The sequence below is a fragment of the Corynebacterium marquesiae genome (genome assembly GCF_030229635.1).
Taxonomy (GTDB): Bacteria; Actinomycetota; Actinomycetes; order Mycobacteriales; family Mycobacteriaceae; genus Corynebacterium; species Corynebacterium marquesiae.
Map to the genome: position 1 here is coordinate 1 of NZ_JASPII010000011.1, position 26,126 is coordinate 26,126.

Genomic DNA, 26,126 nt, shown 5'->3' on the forward strand with positions numbered 1-26,126 from the left:
CGAGATGGCCCCTAAACCACCGCCATGAAACTAACCCCAGATTCGAAAACAGATACACCACTACCCAGGACTTGACCCAAGCGCGCTGCCCAGCGAGCGAAGAAAGCAAAGCGCAACATTGAGTGCAACGGCTATATTGAAGGAGCGAAAGCCACCGGATGGAAACAAGCCATCAACCAACTAGCCGTGGCTTACCCCAACCGATTCGCAGATTACTTGTAAACCAAGCCTCCGCACACAAAGAATCGGACACTCTCTACCTCTCCGGATTTGCAACCGGAAGGAGCGACTGCAACTAGCTCCTCCAGCACGAGCAATAGTTCAACTATCAGCTCTAGTTCCACAAGCTCTGCGGCCGAGTCGTCCTCTTCGGAGCCGCAACCGGCAGCGGAAGCTGAGCCTTCGCTTGCCGACGCTCCCCTAACGAACACCGCCCAATCCACCACAGAACCCACCCTGACCGAGTGCGTATATGGCGGCGGTAGTTGGACCACCAACGGTTGGTACAGCGATGGGACTATTCGCTGGGCGCAAGAATGCCAGAACCTCCACGACGAGCAAATGGCAAAATACCCCTACCGGTGCCCGCAAACGGATCACTACGTCTCCGATCCATCTCAGTGCTCCTCGCCGGTAGGCAACGGGGATCGCGGCTCAGATTCAGATTATGATCCCAACATCCCTGCTTATATGACACGTTCTGCCGAAGTTGAGCAGATGCGCGCTGAAAACCAGAAGTGGTGGTTTAACTGCCAGGCAGAGCATTCGGCTGAATATTGCCGCGAGAACGATCCTTGGAGTCCATAGATTTCATGCTGATTTAACCAGCGATTCACTGCCGCTATTTAGGCTGGAAAAGTTCCTTTTAACCTCTTGTGGAGCTTTGTATGCCTTATTCAAATAGTCGTCCTTCTTTTAACCGTCGTAACTTCCTGCAGATTGCTGGTGTTTCGGCCGCAGCAGTGGCTGCGGGGATTAGTGCACCGGCGAAGGCGGGTGCGCAGTCGAGTCTGAGTTCATGGGGATCCTCGCAAGGTGGTGAACTGCCGCAGGATTCGGAACTTTTTGGCCTGGGCGTAGCGGCGGGTACGCCGCGGCACGATTCGATGATTTTGTGGACCCGCTTGGCCCCGGAACCGCTGGCCGAGGATGGTCACGGCGGCATGACCGGCGGCGATGTCCGCGTGGGTTGGGAAGTTGCGAAGGATGAGAGGTTTGGGGACGTCGTCAAGCAGGGCGAAGCCCTAGCCCAACGCGAGCTGGCGCACTCGGTACATCCACAGGTAACTGGGCTGGAACCTGCAACTGAGTACTTTTATCGCTTCCGCGTGGATGGCAAGGTGAGCCCCGTAGGTCGGTTTAAGACTCTGCCGGCGCCCGGTGCGAAGGTGGATAATTTCACCTTCACAGTGGCTTCGTGTCAGGCGTGGTACCACGGCTATTTCACCCCGTGGAAGCATATTGCGCAGGAACCGGACCTGGATATGACGATTTTCGTGGGTGACTACATTTACGAATACGGCATTGTGGAAGGCGATAATCTCTGGCGCCAGGGCGCAAGCGTGCCCAATGTTTTCAAGGCAACGGTGGAGACTCTGGAGCAGTATCGCCTGCGCTACTCGCTCTTCAAATCTGATAAGCACCTGCAGGCCGCGCACGCACGCGCCGCGATGGCGATTGTGTGGGATGACCACGAAGTAGAAAATAACTACGCCGGTAGTTGGTCCGAGATTGGCACCACGGCCGAGCACTTCCTGTACCAGCGCGCGGCTGCCTACCGTGCCTTTTATGAGAATCTTCCGGTGGCCCCGCCGGCGCTTCCCGAAGGCCCCAATAACCGCATCTATGATTCTTTCGACGTGGGCACGCTAATGCGTTTCAATCTAGTCGATACCCGCCAATACCGCGAAGAATCCGCGGAGGATGCCAGCATCTTGGGCGCGGAGCAAGAGCAGTGGCTCAACGATAAACTCACCACCTCCCCGGCACAGTGGAACGTGGTGGTCAATAGCGTGGTCGTCGTACCGATCGCCGATAGCACCGACCAGTGGGACGGCTTCCCAGCAGCCCGCCGCCGCCTTATCGAGTCCCTCTCCAAGGTCAGCGATCCCGTTGTCTTCACCGGCGATATTCACCAACACTGCGCTGCCGAAATCCAATCCGAATCCGGCCAGCCCGTCGGCGTGGAATTGGTCGCTACCTCCATTGCTTCCGATGGCGATGGCTTCGCTGGTTCCAAGAGCACCGAGTGGCTGGAAAAGCCGTATGTGAAGGCCATGGATAAGCGCCGTGGCTACATCAAAGTGCGCGCTACCCGCGAGCACCTCGATTCCGAATTCGTTGTCGTGCCCTGGATCGAGCGCGATGATACCGCCCCGCGTGAGACTGCTTTCTCCTTCCGTACCAATGCCGGCGAGCACACGCTGCGCTCCCTCTAAGCCCCGAAAGGACAATTCATCATGGGACTTTTTAGCTCGCTTTCCTCTTCTTCCTCTCGCCACGGTTCTTCCCGCAAACATTCCTCTGACCAGGGTTCCTCTGCTCCAGCTCCTACCGCGAGTGCTGCTCCGCCGGTCGTAACCGGCATTCAGGCAGAGCCGCAGCTCATGGAAAACTACATCACCTGGGAACATGTTTCTTGGAACGTCGTTTTGGATCACTACCGAGTCATCGGCACCGATCCTAATGGTGTAGACGTGCTGCTGGGCAAGACCATCTTCCCTTTCTTCCACCACTCACGGCGCGATGTTGCCGGTGAAAAATGGTCATATTATGTCAAGGTGGTTGATGCTGCCGGTGCTGAGTCCTCTCCTTCTGGCAAAGCGACGTCTACCTCCCTGCCTTCGGTCACTGCCGGCAAAGCGCTAGCCACGATTGGTTCCTTTGACCGAAAGGGCACGGAATTTCAGTACTCACCAAAGGACTATAAGAAGATCGTCACCGCGCACCCAGACCAGACAATCACTGTTGGACCGGATGCTACGCCTGCCGAGGTCCCCTATCTCCTCCCCGGCCCCGGCGACAAGTGGGCGGGCAGCAAGTCCTACACGCTGAAGTGGACGGTGAAATTGGATAAGCCTGCTTCAAAAGCGGCGCTGGCATTGTGGCTCATTGATACCACCAAGCTCGGCGGTGTTCTCGATATCACGATTAATGATTTTCATAAACAAATAGAGCTCCCACAGGGCGCAACGCAAGGTTCGCGCCAAGGCGATGCCAGCGGGGACCCGACCCCGCTGCGCCCCGCAGCAATCGAGTTTGATCTCGCCGAAGATACCCTGAAGGAAGGAGAGAACCAGCTGGTCTTCACCCTGCGCGAAGGCGGCTGGCTTGCATGGGATGCGCTGGGAATCTTTGCTAAGTAACACCGCGCAGGCGGTGCTTTGCCTGGAAACGGGAAATTGTTCACCGATTCCTGATGTACGGTAGTAACATCTGCACCCTTCTACTACATCGTCAGCAGCAAAGGACGCCGACGTTGAAAGGACTTAGCTTCCGTTATGCCTACAGTTTCTGATCGCCTGCACCGAGCCCAGCAGGATTTTAACGCGGTGATCACCATCATCCCGTTTGATGAGCACGCGGTGGATGAATCGCCCACGCTCATGGGACAACCGGTGGCATTCAAGGACATCGTTGATGTGGCGTGTGTGGCTACTACCTGCGGCACCAAGGTCAATGTTGGCCGCGCACCGGTCAAGGATGCGCCAGTGGTGCAGCGCTTGACGGCGAAGGGTGCGCTGCCGGTGGCGAAGGCGAACCTGCAGGAATTTTCCTATGGCATTTTGGGCGATGCCTCCGCGTATGGACGAGTTATCAATCCGCGGGATCCCGAAGTGTGCGGCGGTGGATCGAGTTCCGGTTCGGCGGCACTGGTAGCTTGCGGCGCGCTGCAGCTTACGGTGGGTTCCGATAGCGCCGGCTCGGTGCGTGTGCCTGCCGCATGCCAGGGCGTGCTGGGTTTCAAACCCACCTTTGGTCTCATTCCGGTAGAAGGCGTCTTTCCCTTCGCCCCGAGCTTTGACTGCGTTGGATTCTTTGCCAGCTCAATTGACCTGATTGAGCAGGCCTTTATTGCCACCGCAGATGAGGAACCAGCCGCAGCGCAAGACGTTTCTACAGTTGATATCACGGCCCTCAAGGCCAAGGGAGAGCGCTTCGCGGATCTTTTGGCGGCGCTGGAGCACTCGGACTTTGAGCTCGCCGAGAGCGTGGATTTGGAAGACACCATCGCCGCCACGGCTGAGCTCTACGAGCCGATGCGCTTGAAGGAGGTCTATGACGTCCACCGGCCGTTGCTGGACCAACGCGATAAGTATCAGGACGTGATCCTGCAGCGTGTACTGGGCGGGGAAAATATCAGCCAAGAAAATTATGACGCGGCCGCACAGGGCGTGAAAGAGCTGCGCGAGAAAGCGCTTGCCCTGCTTGGCGACGCCCCCATTATCCTCACCCCTACCCTCGATTCCGGCCCCCTCAAGTGGTCCGATATCACCGCGGAAAATACTGCGGAATCGGCCGCGAGCCTGCGGCGCTGGACCGAGCCTTTCAACGTGCTCGGATGGCCGGCGATTACGGTGCCGCTGCGCGGCGAAGAGGAAGAAGGTGTGGGTGATGCGGTGCAGGTCGTCGGCAAGCCGGGCGAGGACCTGACCGTGCTGCGCGTTGCCCGCGCTCTGCAGGCCCTGCTCTAGGCCTCGGCCAGCACTGTCTTTTCCTGCGTGCGCGGCCGCCAATAGGCGGCTTCTACGGCGCTAAGCTCCTTGAAGTGCGATGAGGTGAGCTCATCCATTGCTTGGATATAGCTAGGAACCTCCTCACGCGGCAGGCGCAACCCCATGGTCAAATGCGGGGTCCACCGCGGCCCGCGCCCATCCGGATTAGCGGCACTGATTTTTCGCGCGGCAATTTCTAGCTCATCGGTCGTTTCAAGGAGCCAAGCCACCGTCTGCTTGCGTTTGGTGCCAAAAATGACGTTTCCTACCCGCCGGAAATCTGCCGGCATGACGGCCGGCAACAGCTGCGCTGCTAAATCCACGATCTCTGGCTGCATATGCGGCGAAAAGGTCACAGTAATGTGCGGGCGTTGCTGCTGGACGGGAAAGCCGCGCTCTGCAAGGCCGGCAAAGATTTCGCGCACCTGTTCCTCCTGCTTTTGCGGCAGGTAGAGCAAGATATTATCCGGCGATGCTTTACTCACAGGCGAGCGTTCCCTTTCTGTAGTGGAGTGCTTCCAGCGTACAGTCCAAGAAGTGGATCACTGCCTCTTGTGCCAGCGCAAACGTTTGCCGTTTAATGAGAGTCATGAGCACTTCAGAGTCATCGCCCCTCATCCTCGCCATCACGGCGTGTCCGACGGGCATCGCACATACCTACATGGCGGCCGAAAACCTCGAGGCCGCAGCCCAAGAATTGGGCTACCGCATCAAGATTGAAACTCACGGTTCCATCGGCGTCGAAGGAACCTTTAGCAAGCAAGATATCGAAGACGCTGATGCCATTGTCATCGGTGCCGATACTGTAATTTCCAAAGACCGCTTCCATGGCAAACGCCTCGAGGCCACCGGTGTGGACGAGGCCATCAAACACCCGAAGGAACTGCTCAGCAGAGCCTTGAGCGCCTCGCGCTGGGAGGGCTCTTCCGAGAAGACAGAGGAAGAGACGCCTCGCAAAAATAGCGTTGGTCAAACCTTGTACAAGGCACTGATGAACGGCGTCTCGCACATGATCCCGTTCGTAGTGACCGGTGGTCTGCTCATCGCGGTCGCCCTCTCCATCGGCGGCACGCCCACACCGGAGGGCATGGCGATTCCGGAAGATAGCTTCTGGAATACGGTCAATGAGCTTGGCGCGCTGGCGTTTTCGCTGATGGTCCCGGTGCTCTCTGGCTATATTGCGGTGGGCATCGCGGACCGGCCGGGCCTTGCCCCTGGCCTTATTACTGGCCTCATCGCCACCACCGGCTCGCTTTACGGTTCTGAGGCGGGCGCCGGTTTCTTGGGCGGCATTGTCACCGGTATTTTGTCCGGTTATGTGGCTCTTGCCATTAAGAAGATTCCGGTACACAAGTTCATTGCACCGATTTGGCCCATCATCGTCATCCCGATTTTCACCACGCTGATCGTGGGGCTCATCTTCATCTTGCTCATTGGCGCACCAGTTTCGGCCGCGTTCGAGGCAATGACCGACTATCTCGCTGGCATGCAGGGCTCCTCCGTCATCGTGCTGGGTCTTATCCTGGGCGCCATGATCGCCTTCGATATGGGTGGTCCCTTTAATAAAACAGCCTTCCTCTTTGGCGGCGGCATGATCGCGGCCGGTAATGCGGCACCCATGGGCATGGCAGCATGCGCGATTGCCGTACCGCCTCTCGCCGTTGGTGTAGCTACGCTCCTGCGCCGCCGGTGGTTTACCAAGGCTGAAAATGATGCGGGCATCGCCGCATTGTTCATGGGATTCTTCGGCATTACTGAGGGCGCCATCCCGCTCGCGGCCGCACGCCCGCTACAGGTTATCCCTGCCAACGTTGCCGGTGGCGCCGTAGCTGGTGCGCTCGCCGGTCTATTTGGTGTACAAGACCACGTCATGCACGGCGGCCCGATCGTCGCGGTGCTCGGCGCGGTAGATAACGTCGTTGGTTTCTTTATCGCCATGCTTGCCGGCATCGCTGTCTGTGCTGGCCTTATTCTCCTGCTAGTGGGATTGACGCAGCGCAAGGATAAGCCGCTTGTTGCTGTCGATACGATTAGCCTCGATAAAGACCTGGGTTCTTCCAGCGAAGAGGTCATTCGCTCCATGGTGAAGCTCACCTCTTCGCGAATGTCCGATGCAGAAGCGGTCGCCAGCGCCGCGTTGAAGCGCGAATCCACCCGTTCCACTGGAGTGGGCCACGGAGTGGCCATTCCGCACGCTCGATCTGCGGGGGTGAAGGTACCAACTCTCGCCTTCGCGCGCCTGCCCCAGGGCGTCACGTGGGCCGCGGGTGAGGACCCGACCACCTTGGCCTTCCTTATTGCCGTTCCGGATAACGCCGGAAAGCAGCACCTCAAGCTGCTCTCCAAGCTGGCCCGCAGCATCATGAAAGAGGACTTCCGCGCACAGCTCCACGGTGCGAAGACGCGCAAGGAAGCCGCCGACATCATTTCAAAGGTGCTCTCCCCTGCACCATCGACTGACAACGCAGCCGCAACCTCCCAGGCCTAAATTGTCTTGCAGCTACTAGCGCTCAGCGGTTATCCCCGCTGGGCGCTTTTCTTATGCCAACACCGCGCAGGAATGAACTGCTCCCCATTAGTTGGACTGAGAAATCAGTTGCCAACAACTAGTGGGGAGCAGTTCAGACCCTCTTACCCGGGGCGGGGCGGTTTTCTCATGCCTAGGTGGGGGTGCGCACGCGGGTAAATGAAAAGTAACCGTCTTCACAAATGACAGTGGCGAGGGTTACACTAAAAGGCATTCGAATTGTTCAACAATCTTAAAGGACGGTGTTGAATGTCCTCGCTCCATATTGATTTGAACGCGGACTTGGGAGAAACGACCGCGGGCAATCCGGTCGCGGATGACGCGGCGATGCTGGAGATGGTGTCCTCCGCAAACGTGGCCACGGGCTTCCACGCGGGTGACCCACACTCGATTGCCGGCACGCTCAAGGCGGCTGCAGGAGCAGGCGTAGCCGTAGGCGCGCACGTGGGTTATAACGACGCCGCAGGTTTCGGTCGCCGCTTCATTGATTACAACCCGAACGAACTCGCAGACGAGGTGACTTACCAAATTGGCGCGCTCGACGCTTTGGCCCGCGCCAATGGCACCAAGGTTTCCTATGTGAAGCCGCACGGTGCGATGTATAACGCCATCGTGAAGGATAAGGCGCAGGCAGAAGGCGTCATCAAGGGCATTAAGGCCTTTGGTGATTTGCCGGTGATGCTGCTGCCGGGGGGAGTAGCGGTGGACGTCGCCAAGCGCAGCGGGCTTACCGTCATCCGTGAAGCCTTTGCAGACCGCAACTACAACCCCGATGGCACGCTCGTCTCGCGCAAGGAAGCCAATGCGGTGCTGGGTAGCGCCGATGAGGTGGTGCAGCGAGTACTGGAGGTGGCGCAGACCGGGTCGATCACGGCCGTGGATGGCACGAAGTTAGAGGTAGATGCACAATCCGTATGCACCCACGGCGATTCGCCCGGCGCGGTGAAGTTGCTGCGCGGCGTAGTGGAGCGCCTGCGGGAAGAAGGCATCGAGATTCGGAGCTTTATCTAATGCACATTAATTTTGTGGGCACGCGCGCGTTGCTCATTGACCTGGATGGATTGAACCAGGTGATGGATTGGCACGCGGCGCTTTCTGCCAAGCCGTTGAAGAATCAGGTGGACTGCATCGCGGCCGCCACCACCTTGCTGCTGACCTTTGAAGCACCCGATTCGGCGCGCGATGCGGCGGAATTTTTGCAGGACTTCTCCCCTGCCGCCGCGACGGCTGCGGAGGCACGCACGGTAGAAATTGATGTGCTCTATGACGGCGAGGATGTGGACGAGGCCGCAGACCTGCTGGGACTTTCGCGCGAAGCGCTCATTAACTGGCATACCTCTACCGAGTGGACCGCAGCATTCGGTGGCTTTGCTCCAGGCTTTACCTACTGCGCGCCGTCGGACCCCTCCCAGGCGCGCGCGGTGCCCCGCCGGTCCAATCCCCGTACCGCGGTACCGGCCGGCGCCGTAGGTATCGCGGGCGAGTTTTCCGCGGTGTACCCACGCGTTTCCCCGGGCGGCTGGCAGCTGCTGGGCACCACCAATACGCCGATGTGGGATTCCAATGCTAACCCGCCGGCGCTGGTACAGCCGGGAGACCGCGTGCGCTATCGCAGCGTGGATAAGCTGCCGGAGCTAGTCGATCACTCTGCCCGCTCGAAACGCGCCCCTGCCCGCTTGCCGCGCATGGAGGTTATCGATGCCGGCCTACTCACCCTCTACCAAGACCTGGGCCGCCCCGGTGTGGGCGATCTCGGCGTGACCCCCTCCGGTGCCGCCGACCGCGCCGCCGCCGCGACCGCCAACGTGGCCGTGGGCAATCCGCGCGGGGCAACAGTGCTGGAGAATATCGGCGGCATTAAGCTCCACGCGCTCACCGATACCGTCATTTGTGTCACCGGCGCGACCGCGCGTGTGCGCCTCGGCGAGATGCCAGTCCACCTCGCCCGCCCCGTGCTGGTCACGGCCGGGCACACCGTCACGGTGGATCCTGCAACGGTAGGCATGCGCAATTACGTGGCCATCCGCGGCGGCATTATTGCTGAATCCGAGCTTGGCTCCGCGGCCACTGACGTCCTTTCTGGCCTTGGCCCGGACCCGGTCACCACCGGCGATGTCATCGGCGTGCTGCCGCGCTCTACCGGCATGACCGACGCCCAGCTGGCTAACCCGCTGCGCGTGCGTGAAAGCTCCGATGGCAAAACCCGCGCCACCTTGCGCTGCGTGCTCGGACCGCGCGATGACTGGTTTGGCGATAATGTCTCCGCCTTCCTGGACACCGAGTGGACCGTCACTTCGGATTCCAACCGCGTGGGCCTGCGCCTCGATGGCGAGGAGACGATTGAACGCGTCAAAGACGGCGAGCTCCCCTCCGAGGGCATGGTCGCCGGCTCCATCCAAATCCCACCTAATGGCAAGCCCGTGGTCTTCCTGCGCGATCATGCCGTGACCGGCGGCTACCCGGTAATCGCCACCGTCTTGGAAGAAGATATTGATATTGCCGCGCAGCTACCACCCGGCGCGCGCGTGAACTTTGAACTCGTTGCACCCCAAGCCTTGAACACTGGAGAACAGAATGCAGATTAAAACCGTCCTCATTGCTAACCGCGGCGAGATTGCCGTGCGTATCGCCCGCGTCGCCCGCGACCTGGGCATTAAGTCCATCGCCATTTATTCCGAGGCGGACGCAGGTGCCCTGCATACCCAGGTAGCGGATGAAGCTTATGCGCTGCCGGGCAATACCGCGGCCGATACCTACATGAACGTGCCCGCGCTGCTTGATATCGCGGTGCGTGCCGGTGCCGATGCCATCCACCCGGGCTACGGCTTCTTGTCCGAAAACGCCGACTTTGCCCGCACGGTTACCGAGGCCGGCATGATCTGGATTGGCCCGTCGCCAGAGTCCATCGAGTTGCTCGGTGACAAGATCGCTGCGCGCCGCGTGGCCGAGGAGGTCGGCGCGCCACTGGCACCGGGTACCTCCGATCCCATCGATGACTGGCAGGAGGCCCGCGCCTTCGCCGAAGAGCACGGTCTGCCCATTGCCATCAAGGCCGCTTATGGCGGTGGCGGACGCGGCTTGAAGGTCGTGGACAATATGGAAGAGATTGAGGGTGCATTCAATTCTGCCGGCCGCGAGGCCATGGAGGCTTTCGGCCGCGCTGAGTGCTATGTGGAGAAGTTCCTCACCCACCCGCGCCACGTCGAGGCCCAGGTGCTGGCCGATACGCACGGCAATGTGCGCGTGCTCGGCACCCGCGACTGCTCCACCCAGCGCCGCTTCCAAAAGCTCATTGAGGAGGCTCCGGCGCCCGCGCTTTCCGACGCCCAACGCAACGGCATCATCGAAGGCGCCCGCTCCATTTGTTCCAAGGTAGGCTACACCGGCGCCGGCACCGTGGAATACATCGTCTCCGAAGACGGCACCATCTCCTTCCTCGAGGTCAATACCCGCGTGCAGGTCGAGCACCCAGTCACCGAGGTAGTCACCGGCACCGATATCATCGCCGAGCAATTCCGCATCGCGGCCGGCGAGCCGCTGTCCTTCGATGCGGATCCGGAGTCCCACGGCCACGCTTTTGAATTCCGTATCAATGCCGAGGACATCCTCAATGGCTTCGCCCCGTGCCCCGGCACCATCGTCTCCTTCGAGCCGCCCACCGGCCCGGGCATCCGCGTAGATTCCGCGGTGCGCTCTGGCTCTATCATTCCGCCGTACTATGATTCCCTGATTGCCAAGCTGGTGGTGTGGGGCCCGACCCGCGAGATCGCCCTGGCTCGCGCCCGCTTTGCCCTGCGCGAGTTCACCGTTACCGGCGTGCGCACAGTGCTGCCGTTCCACCGCGACATGATGGATGAGCCTGCACTCATCGGCACCGCCGCCCCAGCAGACGATGCCGCTGCCGCCGGCGCCGCCGAGATTGGCGTATTTACTGACTGGGTGGATCACAACTACCGCCCGTCTGCCGCCAACCAGGTGGAAAAAGTCGAGGCCATTTACACCCAGCGCCGCACTGTGGCCGTAGAAATCGACGGCAAGCTGGTCAACGTCGGCGTCCCCGTGGATTTCCTTGCCGCGCCGGGCGCCGCCTCGGCCGGTGGCTCCGCGTCCACCGCACCGTCTTCGGCTGGCGCGCAGTCCACCGATGACAATGCGGTCACCTCCCCGTTCGAGGCCAACCTCGTGGCCTGGAACGTCGCGGACGGCGATACCGTGGCCGAGGGCGATGCCATCGCCACCGTCGAGGCCATGAAGATGGAATCGGCCATCAAGGCTCCGCGCGGCGGTACCATCAAGCTCCTGGCCGCAGAAGGTGACCGTTTGGATTCCTCCAAGGTCATCGCGACCATCGATTAGCGCTCGCTCCATCGTTATGCACCTCATCTTGAATGTGAGGTGCATAACTTTTTAGTACAGTTGTGGTCATGCTTTCCCAGTCTGTCGCCTCCGAGTTGCGCGAGGCCATCTCCGCCGGCGAGTTTCAGCCGGGCGAGCAGCTCAGCGAGGTCAAGGCGGCCGAGCGCTTTCACTGCTCGCGCAATACCCTCCGCGAGTCTTTCACCAGACTTGCCGCGGAGCGCATCGTCGAGCGCATCCCCAACCGAGGCGTATTCCTTGCGACGCCCGATGCAGACTACATCCGCGACCTCTTCGCCGCCCGCGCGGCAATCGAGCCTGCCGCGGTACGTTGGGGCGCTTTTTCCGACGCCCCCTCACTCGTCACCCTGACTTCCTCTGCCTTCGACTACGCGGCACGCGGCGAGCACCAGGAAGTCTCCGCCATCAATCAGCGCTTCCACCGCGCGCTGGTGGCCGCGCTAGGCTCCCCTACCTTGAATGAGCAGATGGATAATCTGCTCGCCCGCATGCGGCTCACCTTCTTGCTAGCAATCCCGCGGTACCCGCAGCTTCATGCGGACCATATTCAAGGAAATATCACCTTGGCCACGCTTATCGCAGATGGAAAACGCCTCGAGGCCGCCACGCTTTCGCATGACAGCCTCATGAATACCTGCGAGAAGATCCTCGCCGTGCTGGACGATTAAGGAATGAGAAAATCTTGATCGCGGGCGTTGGTCACGAGCATCTGGCCCGGTGCGTGCGTAATAGCTAAGCGCGGCTTAGATTCCATCACGATGGCCTGCGGGGTCACACCACAGGCCCAAAAGACCGGCAGGCAGCCCTCCGGCACTTCGCCCGGATCACCAAAGTCCGGGCGGTTCAAGTCCTCAATACCAATGGCCGCCGGGTCACCCACGTGGACCGGGGCGCCGTGAACTGATGGGTAACGGGAGGTAATCCGCACGGCATCGGAGACCTGCGCGGCCGGAATCGGGCGCATGGAGACCACCATGGGCCCGGAAAAGACACCGGCCGGGGTGGTGGGAATCGTGGTTTTAAACATCGGCACGTTGCGCTGCTGGGCAATGTGCGCGACCTCAATGTCGTTATCCTGCAGCGCAGTCTCAAAGGTAAAAGAGCAACCGATGAGGAAGCTGACCATGTCTGGGGTGTAGTACGGGGTGGCGTCGGCAAGCGTAGCTGTATGCTCGCCATTTTCAAAGACACGGTAGGCCGGAATATCGGTGCGGATGTCCCCGCCCGGCAGCAGCTCGGAGGTGTACTGACCGGCTTCCAGCACGCCCACAATCGGGCATGGCTTGGGATTGCGCTGGGCAAAGAGTAAGAAGTCAAAGGCGTATTCCTGCGGCACGGCCAGCAGGTTAGCCTGCATGAAACCGCGGGCATGCCCGGCGGTGGTGACCATGTCATGGCTGCGCGCATACTCACGCACTTGCTCTGGGGTCTGCATTATGCCCACAGCTCGGTGATGCCGGAGAAGGCCTTGAAGCCGATGAAGATGGTGAGTACCCACGCCAGGGCGCCGATAACCAGCAACCACTTGGGATATTTATAGCCCTGTAGGAGGTCGCGGCGGCGCCAGGCCACCCACATCACGAGGGCGAAACCGATGGGCAGGATCAGGCCATTGATGGCGCCGGCGAAGATGAGCAACTTCTGTGGCGCGGAGTTGATGGCTACGAAGACTACCGTGCACACCGCAATGAAGATAATGGTGAGGATATTGCGGGTGCGCGTCGAGGTGCCCTGGGAGGTCACGAAGGATACCGAGGTATAGGCGGCGCCGATAACCGAGGACAAACCGGCCGCGAAGAGGACCACGCCGAAGGCACGCAGGCCAAACTCGCCGGCGGCATTGTAGAAGGCATCGGCCGCGGTGTTGTCGTCCGAAAGCGCCACGCCGGTGGCGACCACACCGAGAACCGCCAAGAAAAGGAGCATACGCATGATGCCGGTGACCACGATGCCGCTTACCGAGGTATAGGTAATGTTCTTGACGTTTTCCACGCCGGTGTGGCCAGAATCGATGAGGCGGTGCGCGCCGGCAAAGGTGATATAACCACCAACGGTGCCACCAATGATGGTGGTAATGACGAAGAAGTCGATCTCGCCCGGTGCGACGGTATTCTTTAGGGCCTCGCCCACCGGTGGCTGGCTGACCACCGCAACGTAGAGCATAAGCAAGATCATGACCGCACCCAGGACCGCTACGAGGCGGTCGAGGGCCATACCCGCCTTTTTGGAGAGGAAGATGAAGATCGCGATGGCCGCGGCAATGACACCGCCGATGCGCGAATCGATGCCCAGCATCGCGTTAATGCCTAGGCCAGAACCGGCGATATTGCCGATATTAAAGACCGCGCCGCCGATGAACACGAATATGGCAAGCACCCAGCCCAGGCCAGGGAGCACGGTATTGCCCAAAGTATTGGCGCGCATGCCGGTCACGCAGAGAACTCGCCACACATTGAGCTGGATAGCGATGTCAACGAGGATGGACAGCACAATCGCAAACGCGAAGGAAGCGCCCATCTGCACGGTAAAGACCGAGGTCTGGGTCAAAAATCCCGGACCGATGGCGGAGGTGGCCATAAGGAACATGGCACCAGCCATGGCGCCGAGGCCTTTGGGCGGGGTCTTGTCCCCCGCCTGCGCCGGAGTGGCGTGTGATGTCTCAGCACTCACTAGATTTCACCTTTCGTGATGCAGGTCGCATTAGTTTGTGATGCGCATCATCTTAAAGGTTGCTATGCCTTTTGTTCAACAACTTTTATGTACTGCGGGGTGGCGCGGGGGTGATCTAGGCAACTTTCCCGCCGCGTTTTCCCAGGTGGCTAGAGATTATCCGCAATGCCTCGTCCACCGCTTTCACCTCGCTGGAACCAAAGCGCAGCACCACGTATCTGCGGTTTTCTAGCGCTCGCTGCCTCTTTATCTGCTGCTTGACCACGTGGGCGGGTGTCTCGCCATAGGTACCGTCATATTTGGCATCGCCATCGACCTCAAGTACCAGCCAGCCATCGAGACAGAGATCCGCCCGATATTTCCCGAGCAACGGCTTCTGCGGCTCAATTTTCACCTGCGGGAAACGCTCGATAATGAGGGCTCGCAGATAGGACTCATAGGGCGATTCCGATCCGCCATACGCGTGCTCGATAACCTTACGCATAGCTGCTTGTCCCCTAGTGCGCCGCATTTTTGCCAGTTCTTCGCGCAAGTCATAGGTGGTGACGTCGTGTTGTCTGAGCGCAGAATCGGTAGCTACCAGGCCATCTGGGAAGCCATGTAGCCGGGCGATTTCGAGGCAGGTGCGGGCGGGATTCGTGGCGCGCACACCAGCTATCGACACCGTGGATTCCTGGAGGAACTTTACCCGGCGGTACCGGTATCCTTTCGCGGTGAGCCTGCGAGGGGGAACGCTTCCCGAAGGCACCGCTAACTCCACCTCCTCCCCTTCCCTAGAAATTACCCATATTCCCCACAGCCGCGCAGCCGATTTGCTGATGAGGACGGCGCGGTGAGTGCTCCACCCGGCAGCGACTACTTTGGCGAATTGTTGTTTATGGCGCACCCATTGCCTCCAGGTGGCCGTGGGAAGGGCGACCCAGGGCGCTATCTGGGTGAGCTCCCCGCACTGGAGGGCTAAATGGTGCGGACTTTCGGCTCCGGCGTAACGAAGGTTGATGAAGTGATCTGTAATCATGGTTTCATCTTCGCGGCTGGCGGGGCGGGGCACGCGTCATGAGGCTCAGGAAGGTGAACTTCCGAGGAGCTCGAGTGGGGTCGGAACTTTAGGTCCAAGGTGATCGGGCCGAATTGAGGGCGTTGAGGCTGAATTGAGGGCGGGTTGTGCTCAGATCAGCTCGATCACATTCGACCTAAGGGGAAGTAGTTCAAAGCGGCGGTGTGGGGGATAATTCAGCAGCGCTGTTAACCGTGCTTTACTAGAGATAATGGAACCCATCGAGCTCTCAGAACTAACCGGTACGCAATCGCGCACCTACGGCACCCGCAAGATCACCTCGGATATGGTCTCAGCACCAATCCACGTTGCGGTCGCGCTCTGGGACGAGCGTTGGGATTCCGCCCCCAACGGCACCATCGAAGGCTGGGTCATCGCGGTCAATACTAAACAGACGCGTTTTGTGCGCCGCGGCCAAACGAAGAAGGGCGATATCGTCGATATCGCCGTACGCGAGGTCAAACGAGCACTCAAAGGACTCGACGGGCGGGTGTGGATTGTCACTGGTCGCAGACAGAATGCGTTGCGAGCGGCACTCACGGCAGACGGTTTCACGGTGACGGGAAGCTTTGCGGAAGAAAATAGGGCTTCGAAGAGCGCGAGCTCTGTGCGCCGAAAACAAGCCGGCATCACCGCACGAAAAGCGCGCAAGATGGGTGAGGCGCCGAAAAAGAAGCAAGCGGCACAGGTAGAGACGCCGAAAGCACACTGGTGGCCGAACTTCTCGCGCGCCTCCTCGTGGCCCGAGGGCGACGTGGTTCGCATAGCCACCGATGCTTCCTCGGATACTGTATTCAAGGGGTCGATGTGCTTCGTTGCGGGAAACGGCGACTACCGGTTACGAACTCGAGAAACCAAGGCGAGCACGGATGAGCTCGAGCTCGAAGCACTGACGCTCGCGCTGAAATACCTGCTCAAGGTGGGTGCGCGCAAGGCGGTTATTGAGTCCGATTCCGTAGCCGCTTTGGAGGCGGTCGAGCAGATTGTGCATAAGCGCGGCTCTAAAGCATCGCGGCCGGGGCGCACGTGGCGAGGGGTGTCTTCGGGTGCGCGGTCCCGATTCCAGCAAGCTTGGGGCGATATCCAAGGCCAATGCGAGGTCGACATTCGCCGTGTGCTCGGGCATGCGGGCGATCCGCTGAATCGGGCGGCCGACCAGATTGCGTACATGGGGTTGCGCGCGATTGCGCATCCGATGAAGCAGTCTCGCGAGACTCTGCGCGAGGGAATTCAGAAAGCCCTCTCGGCATTGTGATCCGATCGGTGTGTTTAGGGCTTAGGGCCGATCTGATCAGGCCGAATTGAGGGAGTTAAGGCCGATCTGAGGCGGCCCAGCCTTCAGATCAGCCTGATCAGTATGGACCTAACGACAATAGGCGCGTCGACAAGAGGCGCACTGGGAGGGGCGCAACTAAGCCGAGCCGGGCTGCAGAGTTAGGCGAGGCGGCGGGCCCCGTCTCCCGGGCGGGCCACCAAGAAGGTGGGTTCTGGGAAGCTGCGGGATGCTGCGGCGTCGTAAATGGCCTGGGCAGTGGACTCGACGTCGGAACGGGGGATGAGCGCGATGACTGCGCCGCCGAAGCCGCCACCAGTCATGCGGGTGCCGATTTCGCCGGCCGCGGTGAAAGCGGAGTCAAGCTCGGGGGTCGTGACTTCGTACAGGTCGCGCAGGGAAATGTGGCTTTCGCGCATGAGGCGGCGGAACTCTGCCGGGGCGGATGAGGTGAGCGCGGTAGCGGCGGCTAAGGTGCGCTCAGTCTCTTCCACCACGTGACGCACGCGGCGGCGGTAGAGTTCAGCCTCCTGGGGGTTGACGGTCGCGGCGAAGGCGACGGCATCCGGGATTTCGCGGATGGAGCGGCCGGCGGCAGCCTGAACGGCGTCGATGATGCCACGGCGGGAGGCATATTGACCGTCGGAAAGCGTATGCGGCGCATTGGTGTCCGCGATAAGCAGCACCATGTCCTGGGCCTCGATATTGAACGGCACGCGCTCGACGGCGCCGGTGGAAAAATCCAGGAATAGCGCCTTGCCGCGCTGGCCGAGGAGGCTGGCGTTTTGATCCAAGCCACCGGTAGAGGCGCCAACCACCTCGTTTTCGGCGCGGATGCAAGCCTGGGCCAGCTGCGCGCGGGCGGCATCATCGGGAGCTTTGCCGTGGCAAAGCTCGTAGGCGGCCACGGCCACGGAGCACTCGAGGGCGGCGGAGCTGGACAGGCCAGAGCCGACGGGGACATCGGAGACAATGGCAATATCGAGGCCGGTGCAGTTCAGGACGCCCGCGGCAGTGGCGGCCCAGACGGTGCCGGCGACGTAGCCGGACCAGTCGGAAGGGTGGCCGGGGCGGACTTCGGAGAGTGGGAGGCTAGCTTGGGCAACGCTGCCGTCGTATTCGGAGGCTATCCGGAGAAGGCCATCGGTGCGGGGTGCGACGGCGACGGCGGTGTTTTGTTCCAGCGCAAAGGGGATGGAGGCGCCGCCGGCGTAATCGATGTGCTCGCCGATGAGATTGACGCGGCCGGGCGCGGCCCACACACCGGCGGGCTCGGGCGCGTCCGGGAAGGCAGCGGTGAAGAGGTCGCGGGCTGCGGCTGCTAGCTCCGCATCGCTGCGGGTGTCAATCCAGTTAAGCATCCCAGATCTCCTTAAAGCGGGCGGCGATGCGCTCCGGGGTGGTGTCATTGATCCACACGGCCTGCGAGGACTCGGAACCGGCGAGGTACTTCATGCGGCCGGGCGAGCGCATGAGCGAAAAGAGCTGCAGGTGCATGCGGATGCCGGGGCGCAGGTCCGGGTCCACCGGCGCTTGGGTCCAGCCGGCGATATACGGGGTCTTGTCCACGCCATCGAAGAAGCGGTCCACGGCGGAGTACAGCTTCTTGAGCAGGGGCGCGAGGTCGGCGCGTTGGGCGCCGGAAAGCGCGGCGAAATCGGGGACCTCCTCATTGGGCAGGACCATGGCTTCGAGCGGCCATTTGGCGGCGGCGGGGACGAAGACGGTGAAGTGCTCGGTTTCGGCGATGATGCGGGTGCCGGCGGCGCGCTCACGATCGAGGAGATCCTGGAAGAGGTCGCCGTCGTAGGCCCGGGCGGAATCCACGATGGAGCGCAGGCGCGGTGAGAGGAATGGATAGGAATAAATCTGGCCGTGCGGGTGTTGGAGGGTCACGCCGATTTCTTCGCCGCGGTTTTCAAAGGGGAATACCTGCTGCACGCCGTCAATCTGGGAAAGCGCAGCGGTGCGGTGAGCCCAGGCCTCGATCACGGTGCGGATGCGCGATTCCGGCAGGTCCTTGAAGGACAAAGCTGGGTCCTCGGTAAAGCACACCACCTCACAGCGGGCGCGGGCGGGAAGGCGTGGCACCATGCCAAGCAGGTTATCGTCCTCCGGATGCTCGATGTCCGCGGTGGTGGCAAAGGACGGGAAGCGGTTTTCAAAGACCACCACGTCATAGCTGGGGCTGGGGATCTCCGTAGGCAGCTGGCCTTCGCGCGTGGGCGCCAGCGGGTTCTCGTTGGCCGGTGGCAAGAAGGTGCGGTTCATACGGTGGGCGGCAAAGGCCACCCAATCCCCGGTAAGGGGATCCCGGCGCATCTCGGAGGCGGGGGCGACGGTGGGGATGTCGCGGGCGTCGACAAGCACGCGATCGGGGTGGGGTTGGTCATCGAAGTAGAGGATCTCGCGGCCGTCGGCAAGCGCGGCAGAGGTAATCTCAACCATTAGTTTTCTCCTGGGATGGTGATGGGCTTCAGGCGCGCCCACAGCACAAAGGCGGCGGCCACGGCCAGCAAAGCAAGGCTTGCCCATAGGTTATCGCTGGCGTTCTTAGCATGCCCGGTATCCGGGTTGATGCCTGGGTCAAGGAAGAAATAGCAGCCGAGCAAAATTAGGCCGTAGAGGCCGAGGAGTGCGGCGATAACATTGCGCAGGTCGAATGCGCCCGCGCGCTTTTTCTCAGACATGTTGGGCTCCTTAGGCAAAGATGACGTTGAGGGCTACGGCCATCACCAGGCAAATGATGCCCAGCGGGACGGTCTGCTGGTACCACGGCAAGGACTTTTCGGTGTAGTCCTCAAAGTGATCCTTGGGGGTCACGGAAGAAACAAAACCAACCAGCTCGCTATCCGGCTTGGGCTGGGTGAACAGGGTAACCACGATGGAGACTAGGATATCCACCACGAAGGCGACACCGGCCGCCACAAAGGCCGTGCCTTGGCCCGGCAGGTTGATCATGTCCGTAAAGGATGCGACGTACCAGAAAGCGATGGCGGAAGCGGTACCGGCTACGAGTCCGGACCAACCGGCGTGCGGGGTCATGCGCTTCCAGAACATGCCCAGAATGAAGGTGGCAAACAGCGGCGCATTGAAGAACCCAAACAGGGTTTGCAGGTAGTCCATGATATTGCCAAAGTTTTGCGCGAGCAGCGCGGTAAAGATGGCAATAGCGGTGGCGATAACCGTGGCGATGCGGCCGAACTTCAGGTAGTAGTCATCCTCGCGGTCCTTGACCACGTAGGTCTGCCAGATGTCATAGGAGATGACGGTATTAAAGGCCGAGATATTCGCAGCCATGCCGGCCATGAAGGAAGCGAGCAGGCCGGCGATCGCCACGCCTAGCAGGCCATTAGGCAAAAGGTCGCGCATGAGCAGCAAGATGGCGTCATTCGGCTCCGCGCGCTCCTCCATCAAATCGGCCACGGAGACGGAGGCGACCATGCCCGGAATAACCACGAGGAAGGGCACGAACATCTTGGGGAAGGCACCGATGATCGGCGTCTTGCGGGCAGCCGAAATGGAATCCGAGGCCATGGCGCGCTGAACTTCCACGAAGTTGGTGGTCCAATAGCCAAAGGAGAGCACGAAGCCGAGGCCCAGCACGATGCCGATGACGGACCACACCGGGTTCTCAAAACCGGAGATATCCGTGCCCGGCCAAGTGTGGAAGTGCGATTCCTGGGCCACCGCGTCCTTCAGCCCGCTCCAACCACCAACGCGGTTCAAACCAATGATGGTCAGCGGGGCGAGTGCGGCGATGATGACGAAGAACTGGAGGACCTCGTTATAGATGGCGGCCGAAAGTCCGCCCAGGGTGATATAGGACAGCACGATGAGTCCAGCCACGAGGAGCGATACCCACATCTGCCAGCCCAGCAGGGCCTCCACGATGGTGGCCAGCAAGTACAGGTTCACGCCGGCAATAAGCAGCTGGGCCACAGCGAAAGAAATCGCGTTGACCAGGTGCGCGGCGTTGCCAAAGCGCTTGCGCATAAACTCCGGCACCGAACGCACCTTGGAGCCGTAGTAGAACGGCATCATCACAATGCCCAAAAAGACCATGGCCGGGATGGCGCCGATCCAGAAGTAGTGCATGGTTTGGAAGCCATACTCCACGCCATTGGCGGACATACCGATGATTTCCACCGCGCCCAGGTTGGCCGAGACGAAGGCCAGGCCGGTAACCCAGGCGGGCAATCCCCGGCCGGAGAGGAAGAAGTCGATGGAGCTAGACACTCGGGCCTTGGCGGCCCAGCCGATGCCTAGCACGAAGAGGAAGTAGATGGCTACCAAGAAGTAGTCCACCCAGGAGGCATCGAGCCTCAATACGGATTCAGCAGTCTCCATGGCTGACCTTTCTAGTTATTGTTCTCTGCTGCAAGGCGCAGCGTGAATCTCTGCGGTTTCTGAGCGCTCAGGCGCGCGAGGTCTTGACCGCTGCGCAGCGCATTCGGCGGCGCGCTCATGGGCTCCACGGCTAATGCCTTGCCGGGGCCGCCTGCCCGCGGGAAATCGGCCGGGGTAAACATCTGCACCCAGTTCAGGCCCTCGCCCATCTCCAAGCGCACACCCTTTCCACCGGCCGAATACACGGCCGTCAGTGGGCCTTCGCCGTGGAAGCAATCGTCCCAATCCACCTCGGCGATGGGCTGATTAGCGATGCGCACCTGCTGCGTCTTTCCCGTAGGCAGGTTGCGGGCGTTTAGCAGGTGGCGCTTGCCGACGTCCACACTGAGCTCCGCTTCCTCCGCCCCCGCCCCTTGTGGGGAGAGGTAGAGGTGCAGCCCATAGGCGAAGGGAACCTCGCCGGGCTCCGTGGTGCGTGCGGTCAGCTGGTGGTGCAATCCCTGCTCATCGAGGGCGTAGGTGGCCTCTAGTTGAATCGTCCACGGCCAGCCCTGGCGCGGCTCAATATCAAAGGCGAGAGCCACCCGGTTGGCCGAGCGTTCCTTGATGCGCCACCAATCCACCGCGAATCCATGGATGGCGTTATTGCGCTCCGGTTCGTCGATCTCCAACTGGTGTCCGGTCCCCTGCCATTCAAACCAGCCATCTTCGGTGCGATTTGGCCACGGCGCCAGCACCACTCCAGCCATCAGCGGCGGCTTGCCCCCATAGCTTTCTACCAAGGGCGCACCGCGATAGGTCAGCGCCTTGAGAGCACCGCCGAATAGACCAATCTCGGCCGCATAATCGCCATGGGCAAGTGCGACGCTGGGGTAGTCAGCGTCAGGGCCAGCCGCTCCTCCACTGGTCATAACAAAGACCTTTCTGGCTATAACTTTCGTTGCATTTAGCCTAGGAGTACTGCGAAGCGTCGGTCAATCGTTTGCATAACTACCGACTCAAACCCACGGTTTCAGCAGCTCACCGCCCTTGAGTTAACCTCCAGTTAACCTCTTTCGGGGTTGGAAGCGCCGGTGGACAGCGGGCCGCCACACCGGGCGGGAACACTACCCCTGCATCCGCCGCCACACTATTCGCGCCGCGGAGTGTGACGTAGCCAAGACTTCGCGCAGGTAATTGCGCGGCATCAACCGCCACGGGGTGCGCGCGGAATGCAGGTGCACGGCAATGCCCAAGTGCCAAGCCCACAACGCTGTGCGCAGGACATGAAAATCATTAGTCACCACGTGCAATACGGAATCCGGGGCCAAGCGGTGGGCATTCTCTAGGTTTTCATTAGTGCTCGTGGCTTCCAGTTCCACCACAATGCGCTCGGCCGGCACGCCACGTTCGATGAGGTATGTAGCCATTGGTCCCGCCTCACCACGGCCGGAGACAATGATGCGCTGACCGCTATAAAGCGCCAACGCTTTATCAAGGCGCGAGCGCAGCATAGCGCCGGGATAGCCATGGGTTACGCGGGAACCCAAGACGAGAAGCGGGTCAGACATGGATACCAGCATAGACTTGCCAGCTCTTGACAGGAAGATGGAAATAGCCGTACCTTTAACTCCAATGTGCAATCGATTGCACCCAGGAGGGCCGGACACCGGCTCACACGCCCAAACCAAGGAGGACAGCATGGCCGGAACCACGCTCAAAGACGTGGCCGCTGCTGCCGGAGTATCCATTTCTACCGCGTCCCGCTCACTCTCGGGCAACCCAGCCATCTCGGAGTCCACGCGCCAACGCGTCAAGGATACGGCCATCAAGCTCAACTATAGGCCCAATGCTCAAGCCCGGGCATTGCGCAGCTCCCGCTCCAATGCCATCGGCCTGGTTATCCCCAGCCTGGACAATGCCTACTTCGCCGCGATGGCCGCAGCCATCGAAGAAGCCGCCGATAAGCAGGGCCTAGCCACGATGATCACCAGTTGCGGCGAGGATCCACAGCGGCTGGTCAAGGCACTCGATGCCCTCATGGAACGCCAGGTGGACGGCATTATCGCCGTACCGCTCGAAGGCGCTGAAGAAGCACTCGAGCAGGCGCGCAGCTACCGTCCGCTCGTGCTCATTGACCGCGCCCTGGGCCAAATTCCTGCAGTACTCTCAGACCCGCACACGGGAATGCAACAAGCCGTGGAACAACTCAAGGAGAAGGGGCATACGCACATCGGCTACCTGTCCGGGCCGCAGGAAACCTCCACCGGCCGCCAGCGCCTCCAAGCATTCAAAACAGCCACCCGCGGTATGCCTACCCATATCCACCACGGCAGCTACCGCCACCGCGAGGGCTATAAGGGTGCTATCGCACTCCTGCAGGAAGGCGTCACCGCGCTCATTGCCGGAGATTCCATGATGACGGCCGGCGCGCTGGAGGCCTGTCATAATGCGGGCAAGCGCATCGGAGAAGAAATCGCGCTCGTCGGCTTCGATGATTTCATCTACCTGCGCTTCCAACCCTCCCCTATCTCAGTGGTAGACCAGGATGTGGCCAGAATGGGCGAGACCGCCACAGCCAAGCTCATCACGGCAATCAATGATAAGCACCAACCGGAAGGCGAGGTGCTAGAAACCCGCTACATCCCGCGCATGTCCACCGCCCACCAACTCGATGGAGCCACGCCATGAGTAACTGCGTTTTGCGCCTGGACAATGTCACCAAGTCCTTCGGACCGGTGGAGGTTATTAAGGGGGTAGACCTCACCGTCCGCCGCGGCCAGGTGCAGGCCTTGTTGGGTGAAAACGGCGCGGGAAAATCCACCCTCATCAAGATGATTGCCGGCGTGCACGAACCAGATTCCGGCCGCATCCTGGTAGATGGCGCAGAGGTGAAAATCCCAGATACCAAGGCATCTGAGGCACTGGGCATCGCCACCATTCACCAAGAGCTCAACCTTGTACCCACCATGTCCGTGGCTGAGAACATCATGCTCGGGCGCACCCCACGCCGCTTCGGGTTGGTCAATCGCAAGCATCTCAAGGCGCAAGCCCAAGCAGCACTGCACCTTATCGGCTTGGACGTGGACCTAGACATGCCGGTGGGTGAGCTGGGTGTGGCCAAGCAGCAGCTCGTGGAAATCGCCAAGGCGCTGTCTATGAACGCGCGCATTCTCATCCTGGACGAGCCCACAGCCGCGCTCACCGGCAAGGAGGTCGATGCGCTCTTTGCCGTGCTCGAGGAGCTCAAGGCTAAGGGCGTGGCCATGGTCTTTATTAGCCACCACTTGGAGGAGCTGGCGCGCATTGCAGAGACCATCAGCGTGCTGCGCGATGGCTCTTTCATCGCCGAGGTCCCAGCCGATACGGACGAAGACGAGCTGGTACGGCTCATGGTCGGCCGCGAGATTGACAATCAGTACCCGCGCGAGGTTCCGCCTGAGCGCGGTGAGGCCCTGCTGGAGGTCTCCGAGCTGACTTCCGCAGGCGCCTTTCACGACATCACCTTCACCGTCCACGCCGGCGAAGTCGTCGGCCTTGCCGGGCTCGTAGGCGCCGGCCGCACCGAAATCATTCGCGCCATCGCGGGCGCTGACCCATACGATTCCGGCACCATCCGCGTCGACGGCACGCAGCTGCGCAGCGACGATATCCGTGCCGCCATCCGCGCCGGCGTGGGTCATATCCCCGAAGACCGCAAATCCCAAGCGCTAGTTCTAGATGCCTCCGTGGGCGATAACCTCGGCTTCGCCACCCTCTACCCCACCGCCAAGGCGGGGCTAGCAGACCGCAGCGGCCAACGCCGCCGCGCCGGTGACGTAGCAGAGAAGCTGCGCATTCGCATGGCCGATCTCTCCCAGCCCATTCGGAACCTATCCGGCGGCAACCAACAAAAGGCGGTTTTCGGCCGCTGGGTATTGGCCGGCTCCAAAGTCCTCCTCCTCGATGAGCCCACCCGCGGCGTCGACGTCGGCGCCAAGGTAGAGATTTACAACATCATCAATGAGGTCACCGCGGCCGGCGGTGCTGTGCTCATGGCATCCTCCGATCTGCCCGAGGTGCTCGGCATGTCCGACCGCATCCTCGTCATGTCCGGCGGCCAACTCGCCGGCCAGCTACCCAAAAACTCCACCCAAGATGAGGTCATGGCCTTCGCCGTATCCAACGTGACCTCCGCTACCTCTGCCTCTGCTGCCGCACCTGCCGGCACCAACCCCAAGGATGAAGCATGACCAAGAATCGAGTAGTTAACTGGGCGATGAATAATGGCGCGCTCGTCGGCCTCATTGCCCTGTGCATCGCGCTGTTTATCGCTACACCTTATTTCCTTACCGTGGCGAACCTGCTCAATATCGGCATCCAGGCCGCTACGGTGGCCATCTTGGCCTTTGGCATGACCTTTGTCATCGTCACTGCCGGCATCGACCTCTCAGTGGGCTCGGTCGCCGCGCTCGGCGCCATGGTCTCTGCCTATATGTTCTCCACTGCGGGACTGCCTGGCTGGCTCACCCTGCTTCTCGGCCTGATCGTAGGTGCGCTGGCCGGCGCCATCTGCGGCATGGCCACTGCGTGGGGCAAGATCCCCTCTTTCATCGCGACGCTGGCCATGATGTCCATCGCCCGCGGCCTCACCCTAGTCATCTCCCAGGGCTCACCGATTGAAACCGCGCCAGCCGTTAACGCCTTTGGCGGCGATATCGCAGGCTTCCCCGTCCCCATCATCATGATGGTCATCGCCGGGCTTATCTGCTGGTTCATCCTTGAGCGCACGGTACTCGGCCGTTCCATGTATGCCATAGGCGGCAACCTGGAGGCCGCCCGGCTCTCGGGCTTGCCGGTCAAGCGCATTCAAATCGCTGTCTTCGCACTCTCCGGCTTCTTCGCCGCCTGGGCCGGCATGGTCATGGCCGGTCGCCTCGAATCCGCACAGCCGCAGGCCGGCACCGGCTACGAGCTCGATGCTATTGCGGCCGTCGTCATCGGCGGCGCCTCGCTCTCCGGCGGGCAGGGCAAGGCTACTGGCACTCTGGTCGGCGCGATCTTGCTAGCGGTCATCCGCAATGGCTTGAACCTGCTCAACGTCTCCTCCTTCTGGCAGCAGATCGTCATCGGCCTGGTCATCGCGCTGGCCGTCGGCTTCGACGTCATCCGCAATAAGACGGCCAACTAAGGAGCACC

At 60.9% G+C, this 26,126-nt stretch carries 22 protein-coding genes and 1 pseudogene; 13 read left to right on the forward strand and 10 right to left on the reverse strand.

The window, feature by feature from the left end:
- Positions 1-78 precede the first annotated feature (78 nt).
- The 4 genes and pseudogenes from QP971_RS08065 to QP971_RS08080 form a co-directional block, all read left to right on the forward strand.
- Positions 79-222, forward strand: a pseudogene (locus QP971_RS08065) (IS256 family transposase); the annotation flags it as partial.
- A 665-nt stretch (positions 223-887) separates the two neighbouring features.
- Positions 888-2,438, forward strand: a complete 1,551-nt coding sequence (locus tag QP971_RS08070; protein ID WP_269954375.1) for an alkaline phosphatase D family protein — start codon at positions 888-890, stop codon at positions 2,436-2,438.
- A gap of 21 nt (positions 2,439-2,459) precedes the next feature.
- On the forward strand, positions 2,460-3,365 hold the full coding sequence (locus tag QP971_RS08075; RefSeq protein WP_284792363.1) for a polysaccharide lyase family protein: 906 nt from the start codon (positions 2,460-2,462) through the stop codon (positions 3,363-3,365).
- A gap of 135 nt (positions 3,366-3,500) precedes the next feature.
- Positions 3,501-4,694 (forward strand): amidase, encoded by a 1,194-nt coding sequence (locus tag QP971_RS08080; RefSeq protein ID WP_284811349.1) that lies wholly within the window; start codon positions 3,501-3,503, stop codon positions 4,692-4,694.
- Here the strand turns inward: QP971_RS08080 and QP971_RS08085 are convergent.
- Positions 4,691-5,200 (reverse strand): 2'-5' RNA ligase family protein, encoded by a 510-nt coding sequence (locus tag QP971_RS08085; protein WP_284788573.1) that lies wholly within the window; start codon positions 5,198-5,200, stop codon positions 4,691-4,693. The genes QP971_RS08080 and QP971_RS08085 overlap by 4 nt on opposite strands.
- 104 nt (positions 5,201-5,304) lie before the next feature.
- Between QP971_RS08085 and QP971_RS08090 the strand changes: the two genes are divergently transcribed.
- From QP971_RS08090 to QP971_RS08110, 5 genes are all read left to right on the forward strand, one after another.
- Positions 5,305-7,203, forward strand: a complete 1,899-nt coding sequence (locus QP971_RS08090) for a fructose-specific PTS transporter subunit EIIC (protein WP_284792366.1) — start codon at positions 5,305-5,307, stop codon at positions 7,201-7,203.
- 288 nt (positions 7,204-7,491) lie between these two features.
- The gene (locus tag QP971_RS08095; RefSeq protein WP_269954103.1) at positions 7,492-8,253 is read left to right on the forward strand and encodes a LamB/YcsF family protein; all 762 of its coding nucleotides are present in this window, start codon (positions 7,492-7,494) and stop codon (positions 8,251-8,253) included.
- Positions 8,253-9,827 (forward strand): 5-oxoprolinase subunit B/C family protein, encoded by a 1,575-nt coding sequence (locus QP971_RS08100; RefSeq protein ID WP_239273421.1) that lies wholly within the window; start codon positions 8,253-8,255, stop codon positions 9,825-9,827. The genes QP971_RS08095 and QP971_RS08100 overlap by 1 nt, the downstream gene beginning before the upstream one ends.
- Entirely contained in the window at positions 9,817-11,598 is a 1,782-nt protein-coding gene (locus QP971_RS08105) for an acetyl/propionyl/methylcrotonyl-CoA carboxylase subunit alpha (RefSeq protein WP_239273420.1), read from the forward strand. Before QP971_RS08100 ends, QP971_RS08105 begins: the two co-directional genes overlap by 11 nt.
- Before the next feature lie 68 nt (positions 11,599-11,666).
- Entirely contained in the window at positions 11,667-12,287 is a 621-nt protein-coding gene (locus QP971_RS08110) for a GntR family transcriptional regulator (RefSeq protein WP_269954105.1), read from the forward strand.
- Here the strand turns inward: QP971_RS08110 and QP971_RS08115 are convergent.
- The 3 genes from QP971_RS08115 to QP971_RS11415 all read right to left on the reverse strand — a co-directional run bounded on the left by QP971_RS08115 (position 12,284) and on the right by QP971_RS11415 (position 15,307).
- Positions 12,284-13,054, reverse strand: a complete 771-nt coding sequence (locus tag QP971_RS08115; RefSeq protein ID WP_284788022.1) for a putative hydro-lyase — start codon at positions 13,052-13,054, stop codon at positions 12,284-12,286. The two genes, QP971_RS08110 and QP971_RS08115, sit on opposite strands and share 4 nt — an antisense overlap.
- Entirely contained in the window at positions 13,054-14,217 is a 1,164-nt protein-coding gene (locus QP971_RS08120; protein WP_198493230.1) for an NRAMP family divalent metal transporter, read from the reverse strand. The genes QP971_RS08115 and QP971_RS08120 overlap by 1 nt, the downstream gene beginning before the upstream one ends.
- Positions 14,218-14,404: 187 nt before the next feature.
- On the reverse strand, positions 14,405-15,307 hold the full coding sequence (locus tag QP971_RS11415) for a type IV toxin-antitoxin system AbiEi family antitoxin (protein WP_489687070.1): 903 nt from the start codon (positions 15,305-15,307) through the stop codon (positions 14,405-14,407).
- A gap of 250 nt (positions 15,308-15,557) precedes the next feature.
- Between QP971_RS11415 and QP971_RS08130 the strand changes: the two genes are divergently transcribed.
- On the forward strand, positions 15,558-16,601 hold the full coding sequence (locus QP971_RS08130; RefSeq protein WP_284811345.1) for an RNase H family protein: 1,044 nt from the start codon (positions 15,558-15,560) through the stop codon (positions 16,599-16,601).
- Between the two features lie 179 nt (positions 16,602-16,780).
- Here the strand turns inward: QP971_RS08130 and galK are convergent, their stop codons facing one another.
- The 6 genes from galK to QP971_RS08160 form a co-directional block, all read right to left on the reverse strand.
- Positions 16,781-17,980 carry a galactokinase gene (gene galK, locus QP971_RS08135; protein WP_049383667.1) on the reverse strand — a complete coding sequence of 400 codons (1,200 nt, stop codon included), beginning with the start codon at positions 17,978-17,980 and terminating at the stop codon, positions 16,781-16,783.
- Positions 17,973-19,067, reverse strand: coding sequence for a galactose-1-phosphate uridylyltransferase (gene galT / locus QP971_RS08140; RefSeq protein WP_049383666.1), 1,095 nt, complete (start codon positions 19,065-19,067; stop codon positions 17,973-17,975). Before galT ends, galK begins: the two co-directional genes overlap by 8 nt.
- The gene (locus QP971_RS08145) at positions 19,067-19,309 is read right to left on the reverse strand and encodes a cell wall anchor protein (RefSeq protein WP_239273412.1); all 243 of its coding nucleotides are present in this window, start codon (positions 19,307-19,309) and stop codon (positions 19,067-19,069) included. The genes galT and QP971_RS08145 overlap by 1 nt, the downstream gene beginning before the upstream one ends.
- Before the next feature lie 10 nt (positions 19,310-19,319).
- On the reverse strand, positions 19,320-20,969 hold the full coding sequence (locus tag QP971_RS08150) for a sodium:solute symporter family protein (protein WP_049383664.1): 1,650 nt from the start codon (positions 20,967-20,969) through the stop codon (positions 19,320-19,322).
- An 11-nt stretch (positions 20,970-20,980) separates the two neighbouring features.
- Positions 20,981-21,880, reverse strand: coding sequence for an aldose epimerase family protein (locus tag QP971_RS08155; RefSeq protein WP_284811343.1), 900 nt, complete (start codon positions 21,878-21,880; stop codon positions 20,981-20,983).
- Positions 21,881-22,075: 195 nt separating this feature from the next.
- Positions 22,076-22,519: a YdcF family protein gene (locus QP971_RS08160; protein WP_284811341.1), complete on the reverse strand. Its 444-nt coding sequence runs from the start codon at positions 22,517-22,519 to the stop codon at positions 22,076-22,078.
- Positions 22,520-22,649: 130 nt separating this feature from the next.
- Here QP971_RS08160 and QP971_RS08165 point away from each other — a divergent pair, with 130 nt between their 5' ends.
- From QP971_RS08165 to QP971_RS08175, 3 genes are read left to right on the forward strand one after another with little or no spacing between them, the layout of a single operon-like run.
- A complete protein-coding gene (locus QP971_RS08165; RefSeq protein WP_269954114.1) occupies positions 22,650-23,639 on the forward strand; it encodes a LacI family DNA-binding transcriptional regulator in 990 nt (329 codons plus the stop codon).
- Positions 23,636-25,180: a sugar ABC transporter ATP-binding protein gene (locus tag QP971_RS08170; RefSeq protein WP_239273406.1), complete on the forward strand. Its 1,545-nt coding sequence runs from the start codon at positions 23,636-23,638 to the stop codon at positions 25,178-25,180. The genes QP971_RS08165 and QP971_RS08170 overlap by 4 nt, the downstream gene beginning before the upstream one ends.
- Positions 25,177-26,118 (forward strand): ABC transporter permease, encoded by a 942-nt coding sequence (locus QP971_RS08175; protein WP_049378628.1) that lies wholly within the window; start codon positions 25,177-25,179, stop codon positions 26,116-26,118. Before QP971_RS08170 ends, QP971_RS08175 begins: the two co-directional genes overlap by 4 nt.
- The last annotated feature ends 8 nt before the right edge of the window (positions 26,119-26,126 follow it).

Bases quoted from the DNA above. Each gene is read 5' to 3' on its own strand.
- QP971_RS08165 (WP_269954114.1), top strand. From the start codon at position 22,650: ATGGCCGGAACCACGCTCAAAGACGTGGCCGCTGCTGCCGGAGTATCC.
- QP971_RS08145 (WP_239273412.1), bottom strand. From the start codon at position 19,309: ATGTCTGAGAAAAAGCGCGCGGGCGCATTCGACCTGCGCAATGTTATC.
- QP971_RS08100 (WP_239273421.1), top strand. From the start codon at position 8,253: ATGCACATTAATTTTGTGGGCACGCGCGCGTTGCTCATTGACCTGGAT.
- galT (WP_049383666.1), bottom strand. From the start codon at position 19,067: ATGGTTGAGATTACCTCTGCCGCGCTTGCCGACGGCCGCGAGATCCTC.
- QP971_RS08170 (WP_239273406.1), top strand. From the start codon at position 23,636: ATGAGTAACTGCGTTTTGCGCCTGGACAATGTCACCAAGTCCTTCGGA.
- QP971_RS08075 (WP_284792363.1), top strand. From the start codon at position 2,460: ATGGGACTTTTTAGCTCGCTTTCCTCTTCTTCCTCTCGCCACGGTTCT.
- QP971_RS08095 (WP_269954103.1), top strand. From the start codon at position 7,492: ATGTCCTCGCTCCATATTGATTTGAACGCGGACTTGGGAGAAACGACC.
- QP971_RS08110 (WP_269954105.1), top strand. From the start codon at position 11,667: ATGCTTTCCCAGTCTGTCGCCTCCGAGTTGCGCGAGGCCATCTCCGCC.
- QP971_RS08160 (WP_284811341.1), bottom strand. From the start codon at position 22,519: ATGTCTGACCCGCTTCTCGTCTTGGGTTCCCGCGTAACCCATGGCTAT.
- QP971_RS08120 (WP_198493230.1), bottom strand. From the start codon at position 14,217: ATGGCTGGTGCCATGTTCCTTATGGCCACCTCCGCCATCGGTCCGGGA.
- galK (WP_049383667.1), bottom strand. From the start codon at position 17,980: ATGCTTAACTGGATTGACACCCGCAGCGATGCGGAGCTAGCAGCCGCA.
- QP971_RS08070 (WP_269954375.1), top strand. From the start codon at position 888: ATGCCTTATTCAAATAGTCGTCCTTCTTTTAACCGTCGTAACTTCCTG.
- QP971_RS08115 (WP_284788022.1), bottom strand. From the start codon at position 13,054: ATGCAGACCCCAGAGCAAGTGCGTGAGTATGCGCGCAGCCATGACATG.
- QP971_RS08150 (WP_049383664.1), bottom strand. From the start codon at position 20,969: ATGGAGACTGCTGAATCCGTATTGAGGCTCGATGCCTCCTGGGTGGAC.
- QP971_RS08105 (WP_239273420.1), top strand. From the start codon at position 9,817: ATGCAGATTAAAACCGTCCTCATTGCTAACCGCGGCGAGATTGCCGTG.
- QP971_RS08155 (WP_284811343.1), bottom strand. From the start codon at position 21,880: ATGACCAGTGGAGGAGCGGCTGGCCCTGACGCTGACTACCCCAGCGTC.
- QP971_RS08130 (WP_284811345.1), top strand. From the start codon at position 15,558: ATGGAACCCATCGAGCTCTCAGAACTAACCGGTACGCAATCGCGCACC.
- QP971_RS08090 (WP_284792366.1), top strand. From the start codon at position 5,305: ATGAGCACTTCAGAGTCATCGCCCCTCATCCTCGCCATCACGGCGTGT.
- QP971_RS08175 (WP_049378628.1), top strand. From the start codon at position 25,177: ATGACCAAGAATCGAGTAGTTAACTGGGCGATGAATAATGGCGCGCTC.
- QP971_RS08080 (WP_284811349.1), top strand. From the start codon at position 3,501: ATGCCTACAGTTTCTGATCGCCTGCACCGAGCCCAGCAGGATTTTAAC.
- QP971_RS11415 (WP_489687070.1), bottom strand. From the start codon at position 15,307: ATGATTACAGATCACTTCATCAACCTTCGTTACGCCGGAGCCGAAAGT.